The organism is Bradyrhizobium sp. 604_D8_N2_3, from assembly GCF_051810765.1.
Classification (GTDB): domain Bacteria; phylum Pseudomonadota; class Alphaproteobacteria; order Rhizobiales; family Xanthobacteraceae; genus Bradyrhizobium; species Bradyrhizobium barranii.
In genome coordinates this window covers 3053409-3071799 of the sequence record NZ_JBPWPM010000001.1, presented here as the reverse complement: position 1 = coordinate 3071799, position 18391 = coordinate 3053409, and the positions used below count along the sequence as shown (strand labels likewise).

At 64.2% G+C, this 18391-nt stretch carries 12 protein-coding genes; 6 read left to right on the top strand and 6 right to left on the bottom strand.

All coding sequences use genetic code 11. The annotated features are described in order from the left end of the window. The first annotated feature begins 18 nt into the window (after positions 1 to 18). Positions 19 to 981 carry an amidohydrolase family protein gene (locus tag AB7245_RS14560; protein WP_085403869.1) on the top strand — a complete coding sequence of 321 codons (963 nt, stop codon included), beginning with the start codon at positions 19 to 21 and terminating at the stop codon, positions 979 to 981. Positions 982 to 1001: 20 nt separating this feature from the next. On the opposite strand, the gene AB7245_RS14555 is transcribed toward AB7245_RS14560, so the two are convergent. The 3 genes from AB7245_RS14555 to AB7245_RS14545 form a co-directional block, all read right to left on the bottom strand. After that, positions 1002 to 4118, bottom strand: coding sequence for an efflux RND transporter permease subunit (locus AB7245_RS14555; RefSeq protein ID WP_439034361.1), 3117 nt, complete (start codon positions 4116 to 4118; stop codon positions 1002 to 1004). Between the two features lie 29 nt (positions 4119 to 4147). Then, positions 4148 to 5392 (bottom strand): efflux RND transporter periplasmic adaptor subunit, encoded by a 1245-nt coding sequence (locus AB7245_RS14550; protein ID WP_085403870.1) that lies wholly within the window; start codon positions 5390 to 5392, stop codon positions 4148 to 4150. A gap of 145 nt (positions 5393 to 5537) precedes the next feature. Then, positions 5538 to 6950 (bottom strand): CoA transferase, encoded by a 1413-nt coding sequence (locus AB7245_RS14545; RefSeq protein ID WP_439034360.1) that lies wholly within the window; start codon positions 6948 to 6950, stop codon positions 5538 to 5540. 113 nt (positions 6951 to 7063) lie between these two features. Here AB7245_RS14545 and AB7245_RS14540 point away from each other — a divergent pair, with 113 nt between their 5' ends. The 3 genes from AB7245_RS14540 to AB7245_RS14530 all read left to right on the top strand — a co-directional run bounded on the left by AB7245_RS14540 (position 7064) and on the right by AB7245_RS14530 (position 9593). Continuing rightward, a complete protein-coding gene (locus AB7245_RS14540; protein WP_085403970.1) occupies positions 7064 to 7351 on the top strand; it encodes a hypothetical protein in 288 nt (95 codons plus the stop codon). 176 nt (positions 7352 to 7527) lie between these two features. After that, positions 7528 to 8298, top strand: coding sequence for an SDR family NAD(P)-dependent oxidoreductase (locus AB7245_RS14535; protein WP_085403872.1), 771 nt, complete (start codon positions 7528 to 7530; stop codon positions 8296 to 8298). A 119-nt stretch (positions 8299 to 8417) separates the two neighbouring features. Continuing rightward, positions 8418 to 9593 (top strand): IS481 family transposase, encoded by a 1176-nt coding sequence (locus AB7245_RS14530; RefSeq protein ID WP_439034359.1) that lies wholly within the window; start codon positions 8418 to 8420, stop codon positions 9591 to 9593. 234 nt (positions 9594 to 9827) lie between these two features. Here AB7245_RS14530 and AB7245_RS14525 read toward each other — a convergent pair whose 3' ends face one another. Genes AB7245_RS14525 through AB7245_RS14515 form a run of 3 tightly spaced genes read right to left on the bottom strand, consistent with a single transcriptional unit; the run spans position 9828 to position 15470 of the window. Continuing rightward, on the bottom strand, positions 9828 to 13202 hold the full coding sequence (locus AB7245_RS14525) for an error-prone DNA polymerase (protein ID WP_085403873.1): 3375 nt from the start codon (positions 13200 to 13202) through the stop codon (positions 9828 to 9830). After that, positions 13199 to 14785 carry a Y-family DNA polymerase gene (locus AB7245_RS14520; RefSeq protein WP_085403874.1) on the bottom strand — a complete coding sequence of 529 codons (1587 nt, stop codon included), beginning with the start codon at positions 14783 to 14785 and terminating at the stop codon, positions 13199 to 13201. Before AB7245_RS14520 ends, AB7245_RS14525 begins: the two co-directional genes overlap by 4 nt. Further along, positions 14688 to 15470 (bottom strand): ImuA family protein, encoded by a 783-nt coding sequence (locus tag AB7245_RS14515; protein ID WP_085403875.1) that lies wholly within the window; start codon positions 15468 to 15470, stop codon positions 14688 to 14690. The genes AB7245_RS14520 and AB7245_RS14515 overlap by 98 nt, the downstream gene beginning before the upstream one ends. 163 nt (positions 15471 to 15633) lie before the next feature. Here AB7245_RS14515 and AB7245_RS14510 point away from each other — a divergent pair, with 163 nt between their 5' ends. Next, complete coding sequence (locus AB7245_RS14510; protein WP_085403876.1) at positions 15634 to 16869, top strand: putative DNA modification/repair radical SAM protein; 1236 nt, start codon at positions 15634 to 15636, stop codon at positions 16867 to 16869. Continuing rightward, entirely contained in the window at positions 16869 to 18311 is a 1443-nt protein-coding gene (locus tag AB7245_RS14505) for a UdgX family uracil-DNA binding protein (RefSeq protein ID WP_085403877.1), read from the top strand. The genes AB7245_RS14510 and AB7245_RS14505 overlap by 1 nt, the downstream gene beginning before the upstream one ends. Positions 18312 to 18391 lie beyond the last annotated feature (80 nt).

Sequence of the window (18391 nt, the reverse complement as noted above, 5' to 3'; positions counted from 1 at the left end):
CGAAGCAGGGAGAGAACCATGCTCAACCGACGCAGCGTCCTGCTTGCCTCCCTTGCCGCCGGAGTAGCCATGACCAACAAAGCTCACGCCCGTGCGGCGCAGCCCGCGACGCCGGTCGATTTCGACGTTCCGGCCCTTGCCTGCGATTGCCACACGCACATCCATGGTGACGTCGAAAAGTTTCCGTTCTTCGCGGGGCGCGTCTATACGCCGGAACCGGCAAGCCCCGAGGAAATGGCGGCGCTGCACAAGGCGCTGCATATCGAGCGCGTCGTGATCGTGACGCCGAGCGTCTATGGCACCGACAATTCCTCCACCTTGTTCGGCATGAAGGCGCGCGGCGCGACCGCACGCGGAGTGGCCGTGATCGACGACAAGACCACGGAAGCCCAGCTCGACGCGATGCAGGCGGACGGTTTTCGCGGCAGTCGCATCAATCTCGCCACCGGCGGCGTCAGCGATCCGAATGTCGGCCGCGCGCGCTTCACCGCCGCCGTCGAGCGCATGAAGGCACGCGGCTGGCACGTGCAGCTCTACACCACGCTGCCGATGATCTCGGCGATCAAGGAGCTCGTGCTGGCTTCGCCTGTGCCGGCTGTGTTCGACCATTTCGGCGGCCTCGAGGCGTCGCTCGGACTGGAGCAGCCGGGATTCTCCGACCTGATCGCGCTCGTCAAATCCGGTAAGGCCTATGTGAAGATCTCGGGAGCCTATCGCTCGTCGAACCTCGCGCCCGACTATCAGGACATGGTGCCCTATGCCCGGGCGCTGATCGCGGCGAACCCGGACCGCATCGTCTGGGGCACCGACTGGCCGCATCCGGATTCCAGCCCCGTCGAGGGACGCAAGCCCACCGACATCGCGCCCTTCTATCAGATCGAAGACGGCCGGCTCCTCAACCAGCTTCCGGTGTGGGCGCCGGATGCGGAGGTGCGCAAGAAGATCCTGGTCGACAATCCCGCGCGTCTCTACGGATTCTGAGGCGCGGCGACGGCGCGCGATCAGCGCGCGCGGCGGGAGAAGAAGGAGATCAGGACCGGCAAGGTCACGAGGATCACGACCGGCGCGAGCATCATGCCGGTGACGACGACGACGGCGAGCGGCTTCTGCACTTGCGAGCCGATGCCTTCCGACAGCGCCGCCGGCAGCAGGCCGACGCCGGCAACGACGCAGGTCATCAGCACCGGCCGGAGCTGCAACTCGCCGGTGCGTATCACCGCGCTCACGCGGTCCATGCCTTCTTCGATGAGCTGGTTGAACTGCGACAGGATGATGATGCCGTCCATGACCGCAATGCCGAACAGCGCGATGAATCCGATCGCGGCGGAGACGCTGAAGGCGGTGCCGGTGATCAAGAGACCGAGCACGCCGCCGAAGATCGCCATCGGAATCACGCTCATGGCGAGCAGCGTGTCGGTCATCGAGCCGAAATTGAACCAGAGCAGCACGCCGATCAGCGCCAGCGAGATCGGCACCACGATCGACAGCCGGCGGATGGCGTCCTGGAGATTGCCGAACTCGCCGACCCAGTCCATGTGCGCGCCGGGCGGCAGCTGCACCTGCTCGGCGACCTTCTGTTGCGCCTCGCGGATCGCGCTGCCGAGGTCGCGCTCGCGCACCGAGAACTTGATCGGCAGATAGCGTTCCTGCTGCTCGCGATAGATGTAGGCGGCACCGGAGACGAGGCTGATGGTGGCGACCTCGCTCAGGGGAATCTGCGTGACGGTGCCGTTGGGGCCAGGCGCGCCGATGCGCAAATTCTGGATCGCCTCGGCGCTCCTGCGATATTCCGGCGCGAGGCGGACGATGATCGGGAAGTGACGATCGGAGCCCGGCTCGTAGAGATCGCCCGCGGTATCGCCGCCGATCGCGACCTTGATGGTGGCGTTGATGTCGCCCGGCGCGAGCCCATAGCGCGCGGCCTTGGCACGGTCGATGTCAATCTGAATGGTCGGCTGCCCGAGCGAGGTGAACACCGCGAGGTCGGTGACGCCTTGCACGGTCGCCAGCACCGACTTGATCTTGTTGGCGGTGTCGGTGAGCGCCTGGAGATCGCTGCCGAACAGCTTGATGGAGTTCTCGCCTTTCACGCCCGAGACGGCTTCGGAGACGTTGTCCTGGAGATATTGCGAGAAGTTGAATTCGACGCCTGGGAAGCGATCGTCGAGCTGCTTCAATAGCTGCGCGGTCAACTCTTCCTTGTCGTGCGTCCCCGGCCATTGGCTCGCGGGCTTGAGGGGGGCGAAGAACTCGGCGTTGAAGAAGCCGGCCGCGTCGGTGCCGTCATCGGGGCGGCCATGCTGCGACACCACGGATTCCACCTCGGGCCGGGCACGGATCAGCTTGCGCATCTCGTTGACGTAGGTGTTGCCTTCCTGGAGCGAGATGGTCGGCGGCAGCGTGGCGCGGATCCAGAGATTGCCCTCTTCCAGCTTGGGCAGGAATTCGAGGCCGAGCAGGCGGCTGAGCGCCACCGTCATCAGCACGAGACCGACCGCGCCGCCGAGCATGATGCCGCGGTTGGCGACGGCCCAATTCAGCACCGGCATGTAGATCCGGTGCAGGATCCGCATGACCCTCGTCTCGGTCTCCTCGAGATGCGCAGGCAGAATGATCGCGGACAGCGCCGGGGTAATCGTGAAGGTCGCGAGCAGCCCGCCGGCGAGCGCATAGGCATAGGTGCGCGCCATCGGCCCGAAGATGTTGCCCTCGACGCCGGACAGCGTGAACAACGGCAGGAACGCCGCGATGATGATGGCGGCGGCAAAGAAGATCGAGCGCGACACGTCGGCGGCGGCGCTGAGGATGGCGTGGCTCTTCATGCCGAACAGCGTCTCGGGCGACATCTGCTCGGATTCCGACACCGGCGTGGTCTGCGTCAGGCGGCGGAAGATCGCTTCCACCATGATGACGGTGGCGTCGACGATGAGGCCGAAATCGATCGCGCCGACCGACAGCAGATTCGCGGATTCCCCGCGTAGCACCAGGATGATCACGGCGAAGAACAGCGCGAACGGAATGGTGGCGCCGACGATCAGCGCGCTGCGGAGATCGCCGAGGAACATCCACTGCAACAGTACGATGAGCAGGATGCCGACCACCATGTTGTGCAACACGGTGTGGGTGGTGAGTTCGATCAGGTCCCCGCGATCGTAGATGCGCTCGATGCGCACGCCGGGCGGCAGGATGCTGGAGTTGTTGATGGTTTGAACGAGCTGGTGGACGCGCTTGATGGTTGGCGAGCTTTGCTCACCGCGGCGCATCAGGACGATGCCCTGCACGATGTCGTCGGAATCGTCGATGCCGGCAATGCCGAGACGGGGTTTTTGGCCGACAGTGACGGTGGCGACGTCCTTGACCAACACCGGATTGCCGTTGGTCTGCGAGACCATGGTGTTGGCGAGGTCGTCGATCGAACGGATCAGGCCGACGCCGCGTACCACGGCCGATTGCTGGCCGATATTGACGGTGTTGCCGCCGACATTGACGTTGGAATTGCTGACCGCCTGGAGCAATTGCGGCAGCGTCAGGCCGTTGGCGACGAGCTTGTTGAAGTCGACCTGGAGCTCGTAGGTCTTGCTCTTGCCGCCCCAGCCGGTGACGTCGATGACCCCGGGTACGGCGCGGAAGCGGCGCTGGAGGATCCAGTCCTGGATGGTCTTGAGGTCGAGCACGCTGTAGTTCGGCGGGCCGACGAGGCGGTAACGGAAGATTTCGCCGATCGGGCTGAGCGGCGAGATCTGCGGCTGCACATTGCCCGGCAGCGGCGCGAGCTGCGCCAGCCGGTTCAAGACCTGCTGCTGCGCCTCGTCATAGGTGTAGGCGAAGGAGAACTGCAGTTTGATGTCGGAGAGGCCGTAGAGCGAGATGGTGCGGATCGTCGTGAGGTTCTTCAGACCCGCGACCTGGGTCTCGATTGGAATCGTGATGTAGCGCTCGATCTCTTCCGCCGACAGGCCCGGGCTCTGCGTCACGATGTCGACCATCGGCGGCGTCGGATCGGGATAGGCCTCGATGTTGAGCTGGTTGAACGCGATCAGGCCGCCGATCAGCACGGCGAAGAACATCCCGACCATCAGGAAGCGCCGGTTGACGGCAAGGGCGACGAGACGATCCATTCAGGTCTTCAATTTTCTTGGGTCGTCGATCAGCTACCGGACGCCGCGCGGTCGATGAACAGGCTGCCCTTGGTGACGACCTGCTCGCCTGGCTTCAGATTGCTGGTGATCTCGACGAAATTGCCATTGATGAGGCCGGTCTTGATCTGGCGAAGCTCGACCGACTTGTCCTCGCGCGCGACCCAGATGCGGACCTTGTCGGCCTCATAGATCAGCGCCTGCTTCGGCACCGCCGGCGCGGCACGGTCGCCGGCCGAATAGATCGTGACGTTGGCGAACATTTCCGGCTTGAGCAGGCCGTCCTTGTTGTCGATGGTCGCGCGAACCAGCAGGCGGCGGGTGGTGGGATCGATGGCGGCGGCGACGTAGTTGATCTTGGCGGTCAGGGGGTGGCCCGGCAGCGCCATCACGTTGACGCTGATGTCCTGCCCGATGCACACCGCGGCCGCATCGCTCTCGCGCACGAAGGCGGTGAGCCAGACCGTCGAGAGGTCGCCGATCACGAACACCGGATCGCTAGCGCCGGAATTGACGTATTGGCCCGGGCCGATCTTTCGCTGCACGACGGTGCCGGAGATCGGCGAGTAGATCGTGATCTCCCGATCGATGACGCCCTTGTCCTGGAATGCCTTGATGGTCTCGTCGGTGAAGCCGAGGATGCGCAGCTTGTTGCGCGCGGCTTCCAGCGCCGTCCCCGAGGAGCGCACGTCGTTCTGCGCCTGGACCTGGGTCGTTTCGGCCTGCTGATAGTCCTTCAGCGGAATGGCGCGGCCCTCATAGAGGTCCTTGGCGCGCCTGAACTGGATGTCGGCAAGATCGATCGCAGACTTCGCCTTGTTCTGCGAGGTCATCGCCGCGATGAAATCGTTCTGGGCCTGCACGGTGTCGGCGGCCTCGATCGTGAACAGCGGTTGACCTTGCTTCAGCATCTCGCCCGGCTTGGCGAGCAGCTTGGTCACCCGGCCCGCATAGGGCGAGAACACCGGCGTCGAGCGATCCTCGTCGACCGCGACCTTGCCCTCGGTGACATATTCGGCCCGGAAGGTCTTGGCCTTGACCGGCTCGATCGTCAGCGTCGCCCACTCGGACGGCGTCGGCGTGAAATTCTGCGCATTCCTGCGCGACTGGCTGGAGACCTCGGAGTGGCTCTTTTCCTTGGCCCCCGCACGCAGGAAGCCATAGGCACCGGCGCAGGCGAGTGCCAGTAAAACTACGGATGTGATCACCCGTTGTTTTGTAAACACCTGCAATCGCTTGGTATTTTCAACTACCATGGGGCCCGGTCAAGTCTGCGACGATCTCGGCAGACGCCTGCCTTATCGGTCGCGCTAATAGTGCTGAATTGGGATTTCAAACAACCTAAAAAACGCCAGCCACCTTTCCGTTTGCGTTAAAATATTGCATCGCGTCAGCTTCACGTCAGTTTCGCGCCGGCCATTGTGGCGGATGACTGCCGAGCGGCATCGCCGGGCGGCTCCATCGCGCCGGCGTGGTCGACAGCAGCGCGGAATGGCGCACCGCCTTCAACGTGCCGAAGCCAGATGGCATGGACTCGATGAATGCAGCATGTACGGCCTCGCCCGTAAGATCCGGGGTGTCCAGGCCGCCATCGAGCCGGCCGAGATTCCACAGCCAGCGTCCGGTCTGCGCCAGCGACACGCGCACGTGCCAGCTCCCGCCCTCGCGGGCCTGGCGTGCCTTGGCCATCATCGCGCCGAACGCCATCAGATAGCCGGTGGCATGGTCGAGCATCTGCGCCGGCAATTCCTTCGGACCGTCGATGCCCGCGGCCTGCCCCTCGGCGTGGTTGAAGCCCGTCGTGGTCTGCACCAGTGAATCAAAACCGCGCCGCTCCGCCCAGGGGCCGGCATGGCCATAGGCCGACAGCGTGACATAGACGATGCCGGGATTGATGTTCGCTGCATCCTCCGGCGCGAACCCGAGGGCTGCAAGCGCGCGCGGACGATAGCCTTGCGAGAAGATGTCGGCGCCCTTCAACAGCTCGCGCAACTGCGCCCTGCCCGCCTCGCTCTTCAACTCGACCAACGTGGTGAGCTTGCCGCGGCCGGTGTCGATGGTGAGCCAGGGAATGGCCGGCAGCTCCGGCCCCGAGACGAGCAGCACATCCGCGCCGTGCGCGGCGAGCGTGCGGCCGGCAACGGGGCCCGCGATGACGCGCGAGAGATCGAGCACGCGCAGGCCGGAAAGCGGACGATCGCCGTTCGACAATCCCTGCGGCCATGGCTTGGGTGGGGCCTCGCCGATCTTCTCGATCGAGACCAACGGCAGTTCGGCGAGCGCGCGCGCCTGCGGCAGCGCGGACCATTCGTCGTAGGAACGCATCAGGGCGACGACGCCGCCCGCGGCATAGGCCGCAGTTTGAAAATCCTCGCCCTTCCATTGCATCAACGCGGCCTGAACCTTGTCGCGCTCGGGCTCGCAGCCGAGCACGTTGCAGACGGCGTCGCGATGATGCGGGAAATTGGTGTGGCAGCGGACGAAGCGGTTGTCGCCGGTCTTGTAGACACCGGCGATGGCGTCCCAGGCTGGCGGCGGCGGCTTATCGTCGAGGCGCAAATAGCGCTCCGAACGGCATTCGGCGACGGCGTGGCGCATGTCGACGGAGACGTCCTGCGTCTCACCGCTGCGCAGTCTCCGGATTTCGGCGGCGGCAAGACCGGCGGCTGCGATCGTCGTCTGTCCGGCGACGGCGACGCGAAACGAGGACGGAATTTGCGGCTCCTCGCCGGTCAGCCGCACGCGCTCGAGCGCGGCCTTGTCGCCGCCGATGGAGGTCCAGAGATCCCTAAGAATATCGGCGGGGCTTTGCATGACCGCTTCTCTCCCTTTCAGATTTGAGCATGATCTTTTCGTAAATCCGCTGCGCATTTTCCGGATCATGCTGTAGTTTTCGCGACCATGTCATGATCGCAGAAAGGAATGCAATGGCCGCCGTAGATCCCCTCACCGCAGGCGCCGTGTTCATCGCAACGGCGGCCACCGACGCAGTCTATGTCATGTTCACCTCGGCCGTGATCGCGCGCAAGCGCGTGCCGGCGGCGAACTGGAGCGCGGTCTGGTACCTGCTCTCCTCCTACGCCGTGATCAGCTACACCGAAAACCCGTTCTATGTCGCTTTCGCGGCGATCGGCTCGTGGGCCGGCGCCTACGTCTCGCTGACCTTCCTGCACCGCCCGCCCGGCGGCCCGCCGGTGGGGGCGGCACCGGAGTGAGAGGACCGCCTCTCCGCGTCGTCATTGCGAGGAGCCCTTGCGACGAAGCAATCCAGACTGTCTCTGCGGATGCATTCCTGGATTGCTTCGCTACGCTCGCAAGGACGAATTGGAGAGTTCAGCATGTCTCCTGAAACGGCTACACTCTTTGCACCAACAAAAAGGAAAACCAAACAATGGATCTCGGTCTCAAAGCAAAAAACGCCATCGTCCTCGGCGGCACGCGCGGCATCGGGCGGGCGATTGCGGCGACACTGGCCGGCGAAGGCGCCAACGTCGCGGTGTGCGCGCGCAACGCCGATCAGGTTGCGGCGACCGTCACTGAACTCAAGGCAAGCGGAATCCGTGCCAGCGGCGGACCGGTCGACGTCACCGACGGCGCGGCGCTGAAATCCTGGATCGAGACTGCTGCAAAGGAGCTCGGCGGCGTCGACCTGCTGTTCGCCAATGCCGGCGCGATGGCGCAGGGCCACGATGCGGCGTCCTGGGAACAGAACTTCCGGCTCGACGTGCTCGGCGCCGTGCATGCGTTCGACGCCGCGCGGCCGTTCCTCGAGGCCAGCGGCGAGAAAAGCGGCGATGCCGCCTTCGTCATCATCTCCTCGATCTCGGCGGCGCAGGCCGATCTCGCCAGCTCCTACGGCCCGATCAAGGCGGCGCTGATCCACATGGCCAAGGGATTGGCGCGGCAATACGCAAAGAAGAAGATCCGCGTCAACGTGGTGTCGCCCGGCACGGTCTATTTCAAGGGCGGCGTCTGGAACATGATCGAGCAGAACATGCCGGAGCGCTACAACGACGCGATGAAGCGCAACCCGACGGGCCGCATGGCAACGCCGCAGGAGATCGCAAGCGCGGCGGTGTTTCTGGCAAGCCCGGTGTCGGGGTTCACCACGGGCTCCAATCTCGTCGTGGACGGCGCGATCTCGAACCGGGTGAATTTTTAGAGCGGGCACTCTGTCATCGCCCGACTTGATGTTTAGCCCGGACAGATCACTGACGGGTGTTCGGAGACATAGCTGACACATCAACATTGGCTGGATTGGTCCGATTCGGGAGGCCGTCCATGCCTTGGAGCGAGGTGTCAGTGATGGATCAGCGCCACGAGTTTGTGCGGCTGGCTTTGCAGGAGGGCGCCAACCGGCGCGAACTGTGCCGTCGGTTCAACATCAGTCCTGACGTCGGCTCCAAGTGGCTGGCGCGCTGGCAGGCCGGCGATCGGGAGCTGGCCGACTGTTCCCGGCGCCCGCATGCGATGCCCAAGCGGAGTGAGGCTGCGGTCGAGGCAGAAGTCCTGGCTGTACGCGACAAGCATCCGGCTTGGGGAGCACGGAAGATTGCCCATTGCCTGAAGCGGGGCGGGCAGACGGTGCCTGTGCCATCAACGGTGCACCAGATCCTGTGTCGGAACGACCGGATCAAACCGAGTGAGAATGCGCCGCCCAATCCGGGCCACCGGTTCGAGAAGGAAGCTCCCAACCTGCTGTGGCAGATGGACTTCAAGGGTCACCTGCCGCTCGCCAATGGGACGCGGTGCCATCCGCTAACGATCGTCGACGATCACTCGCGCTACGTGCTGTGCCTGAAGGCATGTGCCGACGAGCAGCGCCTCACCGTGCAGAATCACCTGTCGACGACGTTCCGCTGCTATGGCCTGCCGGAGGCCTTCTACACCGACAATGGCTCACCCTGGGGCGATACGTCCGGCATTCGTTGGACCGGACTGAAGGTGTGGCTGCTCAAGCTTGGCGTCAGGGTGGTGCACGCAAGGCCATGCCACCCACAGGCCCGCGGCAAGAACGAACGCTTCCATCGCACCCTGAAGGCCGAGGTGTTTGCAATGCGCCGCTTCCGAACTCTCCCGGAAGTCCAGCGCGCCTTCGACGCCTGGCGGCCGGTCTACAATCTGGAGCGGCCTCACCAAGGCCTCGATATGCAGGTCCCTGCCGATCGCTTCCGGCCAAGTGCTCGCCCCATGCCGGCCCGCGTTCCGAACGTCGAATACGACAGCGGCGAGATCGTGCGCAGGGTCTCATCGACAAGACCCTACATCTCCTTCAAGGGACACTTCTGGAAAGTTCCCCAGGCCTTCGCCCGCGAACGCCTTGCCATCCGGCCGCTGGATCGTGACGGCCACTACGGAATCTTCTTCGCCAGCTGGCAGGTCGCATCGATCGACTTGACCAATGGCCAACCTGTCAGTGATGTGTCCGAACAGGTGTCAGCCATGTCTCCGGGCTAAACACTTGATCGGGCGATCCAGTATTCCAGAGACAGCGCGGCTAGAACCGAGAAGCCGCAGCGTACTGGATACCCCGCTTTCGCAGGGTATGACACCGAGAGTATGACACGGCCCGGCTCAACAAGCTCGTCATTGCGAGCGCAGCGAAGCAATCCAGAGTCTTTCCACGGGCGGCAGTCTGGATTGCTTCGCTGCGCTCGCAATGACGGTGTGGCAGCATTCTGCGTCACATCTTCAATGGAAATCCCGCGATGGCGGCAGGATGCGGACGTTGCGGGGGTGGCGGATTTTTTGCGCCGGCATATCCGCGTGGGCCCGGGGATCGTCGTTGAGGGGCTCGATCAGGTCGGCGCCTGCCGGCACCGGATGCTTGCGGCTCAGCGCGTCGTTGGCGAGGCCGACCAGATCGTGCGAGCGGTCGACCATGCGCTGGGCGATGAGATGCGTCACCTTTTCGGGGCTGCTCTGGATATAGCCCTCGACCAGGATGAGGCGTGCGCCCATCACTTCCTTGCGGTACTGCTCCATGATCTTGGGCCACACCACGACATTGGCGATGCCGGTCTCGTCCTCCAGCGTCATGAACACGACGCCGCTGGCGCTGCCCGGCCGCTGCCGCACCAGCACCACGCCGGCGCAGCGGACGCGGCGCCGCTCGTTCTCATGGCTGATGTCCCTGCAGGCCACGACACGCTCGCGCGAAAACATCTCGCGCAAAAACTCCATCGGATGGCCCTTCAGCGATAACCGGATAGTCTGGTAGTCCGCGACCACCTGCTCGGCCAGCGGCATCTCCGGCAACGGTTTTGCATGCTCGTCCGGCTGCTCGCGCGCGGTCGCGGCCTCGAACAGCGGCAGCGGCACGTCGTCGGGCAGCCGCCGCACCTGCCACAGCGCCTCGCGGCGGTCGAGGCCGAGCGAGCGGAAGGCGTCGGCATCCGCGAGCAGGATCAGCGCACGCTTGGGCAGGCCGGTGTCGCGGGCGAAGTCTTCGAGCGAGGTGAACCGCTGGCGGTCGCGAGCCTTGATAATGCGGTCGGCCCAGTCTTCCTGAGTGACATAGACCTTGCCCTGCCGCTCAGCCTGCTGCCTCTTAAGCTCCTCCTCATCCGGATCGAGCCAGTGGAAGCCGTCGATCTGGCGAAAACCCAGACGCACGGCGCAATATCCGTCGTCCATATTCTCCAGCGTATTCTGCGCAAAACTGCAGGACACGTCGATGTCGCGCACCTCGACGCCATTCTTGCGGGCGTCGCCGACGATCTGCGCGGGCGCGTAAAAGCCCATGGGCTGCGAGTTCAACAGGCCGCAACAGAACACATCGGGGTGATGATATTTCAGCCATGACGAGATGTAGACGAGCTGAGCAAAGCTCGCGGCATGGCTCTCTGGAAAACCGTAGGAGCCAAAGCCCTTGATCTGGTCAAAGCAGCTTCTGGCGAAGTTGGGATCGTAGCCGCGCGCGACCATGTTGCCGATCAGCTTCTCCTCGTACTGGCCGATGGTGCCGACATTGCGGAAGGTCGCCATCGAGCGGCGCAGGCCGTTAGCCTCCTCGGAGGTGAATTTTGCCGCCTCGATCGCGATGCGCATGGCTTGCTCCTGGAACAAGGGCACGCCTTTCGTCTTGTGCAGCACCTTGTAGAGTTCGTCCGCGGGACCGTGTTCGGGTGATGGCGAGGGATAACTCACCTTTTCCTGGCCGTTCCGCCGTCGCAGATACGGATGCACCATGTCGCCCTGGATCGGTCCGGGCCGCACGATCGCGACTTCGATGACAAGGTCGTAGAAGGTCCGCGGCTTCAACCGCGGCAACATGTTCATCTGGGCGCGGCTCTCGACCTGGAACACGCCGAGGGATTCCCCAGCACACAGCATGTCGTAAACCTTGGGATCGTCCTGAGGGACACTCGCCAGAACCCAGCGCTTGCCCTTGTGGTGGTCGATCAAATCAAAACATTTCCGGATGCAGGTCAGCATGCCCAGCGCGAGCACGTCGACCTTCATCATGTTGAGCGCGTCGACGTCGTCCTTGTCCCACTCGATGAAGGTGCGTTCGTCCATCGCGGCGTTGCCGATCGGCACATAGGTGTCGAGCCGGTCCTGGGTGAGCACATAGCCGCCGACATGCTGGGAGAGATGACGCGGGAATTCGATCAGCTCGGTCGCAAGCTCGACCGCGAGGTTGATCATGGGATTGCTGGGATCGAGCCCGGCCTGCCTGACCTGCATGTCGTTGAGGCCCTTGCCCCAGCTTCCCCAGACGGTGTCGGCGAGCGCGGCGGTGACGTCCTCGGTCAGGCCCAGCGCCTTGCCGACGTCGCGAATGGCGCTGCGTGGACGGTAATGGATCACGGTGGCGATGATCGCGGCGCGGTGGCGGCCGTAGCGGCGATAGACATATTGCATCACCTCCTCGCGCCGCGAATGCTCGAAATCGACGTCGATGTCAGGCGGCTCCAGCCGCTCCTTGGAGATGAAGCGCTCGAACAGGAGATCGACGCTGGTCGGATTGACCGAGGTGATGCCGAGCACGTAGCAGACCGCTGAGTTCGCCGCCGATCCCCGCCCCTGGCACAGGATGTTCTGGCTGCGCGCATAATGTACGATGTCGTGCACGGTGAGGAAGTAGTGCGCGTATTTCAGCTCGGCGATCAGCGCGAGCTCTTTCTTCAGGGTCGTGCGCAGCTTGTCATCGATCTTGCCGCCGAAATATTTGTCGACGCCGGCCCAGGTCAGATCCTCCAGATGCTCTTGCGCGGTCTTGCCCCGCGGCACCGGTTCGTCCGGATACTGGTATTTGAGCTGGTCGAGCGTGAAATCGATCTTGCCCGCAAAGCGCATGGTCTCCGCGATCGCCTCGGGAAAATCGCGGAACAGCCGCGACATTTCGCGTGGCGTCTTCAGGAAGCGCTCGGCGTTGGCTTCGAGCTTCCTTCCGACCGCCTCGATCGTGGTTTTTTCCCGGATGCAGGTGAGCACGTCCTGGAGCGGACGGCGGCCGGGATCGTGATAGAGCACCTCGTTGGTCGCGAGCAGCGGCACGTTTGCTTTGGCGGCGAGATCATCGAGCCGCGCCAGGCGGCGGCGGTCGTCGCCGCGATAGACCAGGCTCGCCGCCAGCCACACGCCCTCGGCGCGGCTGTCCTTAAGCTTGGCGAGAACATCCAGCGCCTGCGCGGGCTCGAAGCGATGCGGCAGCGTCAGGATCAGGAGCTGGCCCTCGGAAAACTCAAGAAGGTCGGCAAAAGAGAGATGGCATTCGCCCTTCTCGATCCGCGTGATGTCGTCGCCGCGCTTGCCTCTGGTGAGGAGCTGGCACAGCCGGCCATAGGCGGCGCGGTCGCGCGGATAGACAAAAATGTCGGGCGTGCCGTCGATGAAGACGATGCGCGCGCCGATCAGCAATTTCGGCTTGTGCAGCACCTTGTCATTGTCGAGCTCCTTGTAGGCGCGCACCACGCCGGCGAGCGTGTTGTGGTCGGCAATGCCGATCACGGGAATGCCGAGGATGCTCGCCTGATGCACATAGGCGCGCGGATCCGAGCCGCCGCGCAGGAAGGAGAAGTTGGTGGTGATGCCGATCTCGGCATAAGCGGGCGTGGTCATGCGAAGAGACCGTGCACATACCAGTTGGGGGGAATGGGTTTGCCTTCGTCGTCGAACACCTCTCCTTCGTAAAGACCGTCGCGAAAGATCCAGAAGCGCAGGCCTTCGGCATCCTCGATGCGGAAATAATCCCGCGTCAATTGCTTGCCGTCCTGCCGCCACCATTCCATCGCGATGCGCTCGGGCCCTTCCACCCGCACCACCGCATGCAGCGCACGCCGCCAGGTGAACTGATGCGGCGGGCCGTCCGGCACGGTCGCGAACGGCACCTTGATCGGCTCCGGTCTGTCGAACAGCCGCAGGGGGCGCAGCGGCGGCTCGCTCTCGGCGCGCGCCGGCCATTCGGCCTGCATGGCCACGGCGAGATGGTGCTGGGCAGGCGCGGCCAGCACCGCACATTCGGGGATATGGGTATCCTCAGGCAAATGCACGACGACGCGCTTTCCGCCGATGCGCGCGGCGATGCGGTCGATCAGCGCGGCGAGCTCGTCATTGTCATGGACATGGGCGTCGAGATCGCGCTGCTCCTGCACCACGATCTCGGTGCGGCTCGCCGACAGCCGCACCATGTCGAAACCAAAGCCGGGATCCAGCGGATCGGCGAGCGCATCGAGACGTTCGCGAAACAGCCGGTCGATGACTTTGCTTTGCGTCACCGGCCGCCCGGTCTCGACCATGATCGCGCGCACCACGCCGTCGGTACGAAAGAAGGCGGCTTCCAGGCGCCGCGCGCCCTTGCCCTGCTTCTCCATGGACGCGATCAGCGTGTCGGCGAGCCGCGACAGCGTCAGCGCGATCATGGTGTCGGTGGCGATCGGTTCGGCAAAGCGCTTCTCCACGATATAATCCGGCAGCGGTTTGCGCGGATTGATCGGGGCATCGCCATGCCCCTGCGCATGCGCGAGCAGCGTGGAGAACCGCGCGCCGAACCGCGCCGTGATCTCATGCGGCTCGCGCGAGGCGACATCGCCGATGGTTTTCAGGCCGGCGCGGCGCAGACCAGTGGTGATGGCCTCGCCCGCACCAAGCGCGGATACCGGCAGCCGGCTGATCGCCGCCGCCTCCCCGCCATCGGCGACGATGGTGCCGGAGGCCTGCCGCGTCAGCGTGCGCGCACAGACCGAGGTGCCGGCGATCGCCGCGCTGACGGCAAAACCCTGACGGGCGAGCGCGCGGACGAAGGTCTGCAACAACGCAGCCTCGCCGCCGAACAGATGCGCGCAGCCGGTGATGTCCAGAAACAGCCCGTACGGCGGATCGAGCGCCACCAGCGGCGTGAAGCGGTCGCACCAGTCGGCGACGTCGCTGAGCGTCTTCGCATCGGCCACGACATCGGCGTCGAACACTTTCAAGTCCGGACACATCGCCCGTGCATTGGCCAGGGGCTGGCCGATGTGCAAGCCGAGGCGCTCGGCGGCTTCGTCCAGCGCATGGATCACCAGCGCATTGTTGTCCTTGATGACAACGATGCTCGGATCATTGGTCTTACCCAGCGCGCCGAAGAACCGCTGAATCCGATCGATGGGCAGGCGCGGCAGCCACAGGCTGAGGATACGTCGACGGTTCAGAGAACTGGCACTCATCACATTTCCATTCCATGATCCACCGGCCGCACGGGCCATGACGATTGCGCAAGAGTTCGGCATCGAAGCGCGGCGCGCCCCAGGAGCTCCATGCCGGGCCCGGCGGCGAATGCGCCGCGCGCAACATCCACCGCGTCTCCGCGGTCGAGGGCAGCGGCTGCGCGGCCATCCGCAACATCAGGCCGGTGACACCGGAGCCTTGCGCGGCCAGTGTCAGCTTGCGGCTCGCCACGAGATCGAACTGCCGCGTCTCACCCCAGAGCTCGAGCACAACGGCGCCAAGCGCGTCGCAGGCGAGCGCATCGGCCGAGGTCCGCAACGCGCTCTCGACATCGGCGGCGCGCACCATCACCACGCGGCGCGGATCGAGACCGATCTCGGCAAGCCCGCTCATCGACAGCGCGCCGGTCTCGAGTTCCGAAAAATCCTGCCGCACCCACAGCAGCGGCCGGCGCCGCGAGACACGCCCCGCAAGCCCCATGACAAAACCCGTCGCGGCGGTTCCCTGCCGGCCCTCGCAAAACACCTCGTGGATCACCGCGCGCGCGAGCCCGCCCTTCAGCGCGCTGTCGACCTCGTCGTGGCCGAGCGCGACGCGATCGTGCTGATGCACGACCTCCGCCGTCTCGATGCGCTCGATCTGGCCGCGCAAGGTCGCAAGCGCGTTCATCCGTGCGCCGCTCATATACGCCGCTCCTTCAGAGGTGATTGCCGAGGTTCTCAAAAATAAGAACCTACGGCTGGCTCATTTGTTCATGATATGTTCTAATATAAAGCTAACAGCGGCCGGGGAGTCAATCGAATTGGTGCTCATCCGGATTCGTAAGCTGAATCAAAGGGATTCCACGATGGACGTACAACGCAAGCTGGAGATTCTGGCTGATGCCGCCAAATACGACGCGTCGTGCGCCTCCAGCGGCACCGAGAAGCGGGATTCCAGCGATGGCAAGGGCATGGGCTCGACCGCGCCGGGCATGGGCATCTGCCATTCCTACGCGCCGGACGGACGCTGCATCTCGCTGCTCAAAGTGCTCCTGACCAACGCCTGCAATTACGACTGCCTTTATTGCGTCAACCGCGCCTCCTCCAACGTGCCGCGTGCCCGCTTCACCATCGACGAAGTGGTCAAGCTCACGCTCGACTTCTACCGGCGCAATTACATCGAGGGCCTGTTTCTCTCCTCCGGCATCATCCGCAGCCCCGACTACACCATGGAGCAGGTGGTCAGCGTCGCGCGCAAACTGCGCGAGGAGCATCACTTCCGCGGCTACATCCATCTCAAGACCATTCCCGAGGCCGACGACGCGCTGATCGCGGAAGCCGGCAAATATGCAGATCGCCTCTCCATCAACATCGAGATGCCTGAGGAGACGAGCCTGCAGCAATACGCACCGGAAAAGGATGTGCGCGCGATCCGCCGCACCATGGGCCGGCTGCGGCTGAAGCTCGACGAGGCCGAGGAAAACCGCAGCACAAAGACGAAGGCCAGGCCGCAGCGCTTCGCGCCCGCCGGACAGAGCACACAGATGATCGTCGGCGCCGACGCGGCCTCTGATCACACCATCCTGCACACCAGCTCCAATCTCTATGGCTCCTACCGGCTGCGGCGCGTCTATTACTCCGCCTTCAGCCCGATCCCCGATGCCAGCCGCGCTTTGCCTCTGGTACAGCCGCCGCTGCTGCGCGAGCACCGGCTTTACCAGGCCGACTGGCTGATGCGGTTCTACGGTTTCGACGTTGCGGAGATCGTTGACGACAGCGCGATGCTGCCGCTCGACATCGATCCGAAGCTCGCCTGGGCGCTGCGCCATCGCGACCGCTTCCCGCTCGACGTCAACCGCGCCAGCCGCGAGGAGCTGTTGCGCGTGCCGGGCTTCGGCACCAAGGCGGTCGAACGCATCATCGCGACGCGGCGCACCACCACGATCCGCCTCTCCGATCTCGCGCGGCTGCATGTGCCCCGCAACAAGGCGCTGCCATTCATCGTCCTCAGCGATCACCGGCCCGCGCCGCATCGCCTCGACGAGGCGCGGCTGATCGAACGGTTCAAGCCGAAGGCAACACAATTGGGGTTTGGCTTCTGATGCAGTACATCACCCTCGACACCGAAACCGATTTCGACGGCTGGCGCAAAGCCGCGCGTAGCCTCGTGCTGCATCATGTGCAGCCAACCGATGTCACCTGGACCGTACAAGGCGGCGAAGCCGAGCTGTTTGCACCGCCCTCCCCGTCTCCGATATTTGAGGTGAACGACAGCACCTTTAACGTCTCGGCAAAATTCGTCGATCTCGCCAAGGCCGCGATCCTGCATCGCGACGGCGAGCGCTTTGCGATCCTCTATCGCCTGCTCTGGCGATTGAAGGACAATCACGATCTCATCGAGGTCGCGACCAATCCTGATGTCGCGCAAGTCACCGCCATGGCAAGAGCAGTCCATCGCGACGAGCACAAGATGCATGCCTTCGTGCGCTTCCGCGAGATCGGCCGCGAGCGCGCGGCGCATTACGTCGCCTGGTTCGAGCCGGAGCATTACATCGTCGAGCTTGCCGCGCCGTTCTTTGCCAAGCGCTTCGCCGACATGCCATGGTCGATCCTGACACCCGATCTGTGTGCGCATTGGGATGGCCACGCGCTCTCGTTCACGTCGGGCGTGAGCAAGAGCGAAGCACCCGGCGAAGACCGGCTCGAGGAAACCTGGCGGCGCTACTACGCCAGCATCTTCAACCCGGCGCGGCTGAAGGTGAAGGCGATGCAGACGGAGATGCCGAAGAAATACTGGAGGAACCTGCCCGAGGCGTCGATCATTAAGCCCTTGATCGAGGACGCCGAGCGCATGACCGGCGCCATGATCGCCAATGCCGCAACCGATCCGCACAAGCCCCAGAAGCGGCCGGAGGCTCCGATGCCACGCAAGCTGGCTGCCGACGATCTCGAAGCGCTCCGCGAGGAGGCCGCGCACTGCCGCGCCTGCCCGCTCTACAAGGACGCGACGCAGACCGTGTTCGGCGAGGGCCCGAAAGACGCGACCATCATGCTGGTCGGCGAGCAGCCCGGCGACAAGGAAGACCTCGCCGGCCACCCCTTCATCGGCCCGGCCGGCCAGATGCTCGACCGTGCGCTTCAGGAAGCCGGCGTCGACCGCAACAAGGTCTACGTCACCAACGCGGTCAAGCACTTCAAATTCGTGCCGCGCGGAAAGATCCGTCTGCACCAGAAGCCGGCGACGCCGGAGATCCGGGCGTGCCGGCAATGGTACGAGCGGGAAGTTTCGGCAATCCAGCCCGAGCTCATCGTGGCAATGGGCGCCACCGCCGCGCAGAGCGTGTTCGGCAAGATCACCCCGATCGGCAAGACCCGTGGCCGGCTCATAGATATGCCCGAGGGACGCAAGGCACTGGTGACGGTGCACCCGTCCTATCTGTTGCGGCTGCCTGATCCGGAAGCCAAAGTGCTGGAATATCAGCGCTTTGTCGAAGACCTGAAGATTGCCGCCAGTTTGCAGAAGAAAGCCCCACGCGCCGCCTAAATACTGGCGAATACTGGTGGGAAAGCGACTTTAGGACGCAGTTGTCATCCAGCCTTCAAATCCATCGCGGACAATAGCCC

What these genes read in the sequence shown, in the direction of transcription:
- AB7245_RS14510 (WP_085403876.1), top strand. Translation starts at nt 15,634, where the DNA reads ATGGACGTACAACGCAAGCTGGAGATTCTGGCTGATGCCGCCAAATAC.
- AB7245_RS14560 (WP_085403869.1), top strand. Translation starts at nt 19, where the DNA reads ATGCTCAACCGACGCAGCGTCCTGCTTGCCTCCCTTGCCGCCGGAGTA.
- AB7245_RS14525 (WP_085403873.1), bottom strand. Translation starts at nt 13,202, where the DNA reads ATGACCACGCCCGCTTATGCCGAGATCGGCATCACCACCAACTTCTCC.
- AB7245_RS14530 (WP_439034359.1), top strand. Translation starts at nt 8,418, where the DNA reads ATGCCTTGGAGCGAGGTGTCAGTGATGGATCAGCGCCACGAGTTTGTG.
- AB7245_RS14550 (WP_085403870.1), bottom strand. Translation starts at nt 5,392, where the DNA reads ATGGTAGTTGAAAATACCAAGCGATTGCAGGTGTTTACAAAACAACGG.
- AB7245_RS14555 (WP_439034361.1), bottom strand. Translation starts at nt 4,118, where the DNA reads ATGGATCGTCTCGTCGCCCTTGCCGTCAACCGGCGCTTCCTGATGGTC.
- AB7245_RS14520 (WP_085403874.1), bottom strand. Translation starts at nt 14,785, where the DNA reads ATGAGTGCCAGTTCTCTGAACCGTCGACGTATCCTCAGCCTGTGGCTG.
- AB7245_RS14505 (WP_085403877.1), top strand. Translation starts at nt 16,869, where the DNA reads ATGCAGTACATCACCCTCGACACCGAAACCGATTTCGACGGCTGGCGC.
- AB7245_RS14545 (WP_439034360.1), bottom strand. Translation starts at nt 6,950, where the DNA reads ATGCAAAGCCCCGCCGATATTCTTAGGGATCTCTGGACCTCCATCGGC.
- AB7245_RS14540 (WP_085403970.1), top strand. Translation starts at nt 7,064, where the DNA reads ATGGCCGCCGTAGATCCCCTCACCGCAGGCGCCGTGTTCATCGCAACG.
- AB7245_RS14535 (WP_085403872.1), top strand. Translation starts at nt 7,528, where the DNA reads ATGGATCTCGGTCTCAAAGCAAAAAACGCCATCGTCCTCGGCGGCACG.
- AB7245_RS14515 (WP_085403875.1), bottom strand. Translation starts at nt 15,470, where the DNA reads ATGAGCGGCGCACGGATGAACGCGCTTGCGACCTTGCGCGGCCAGATC.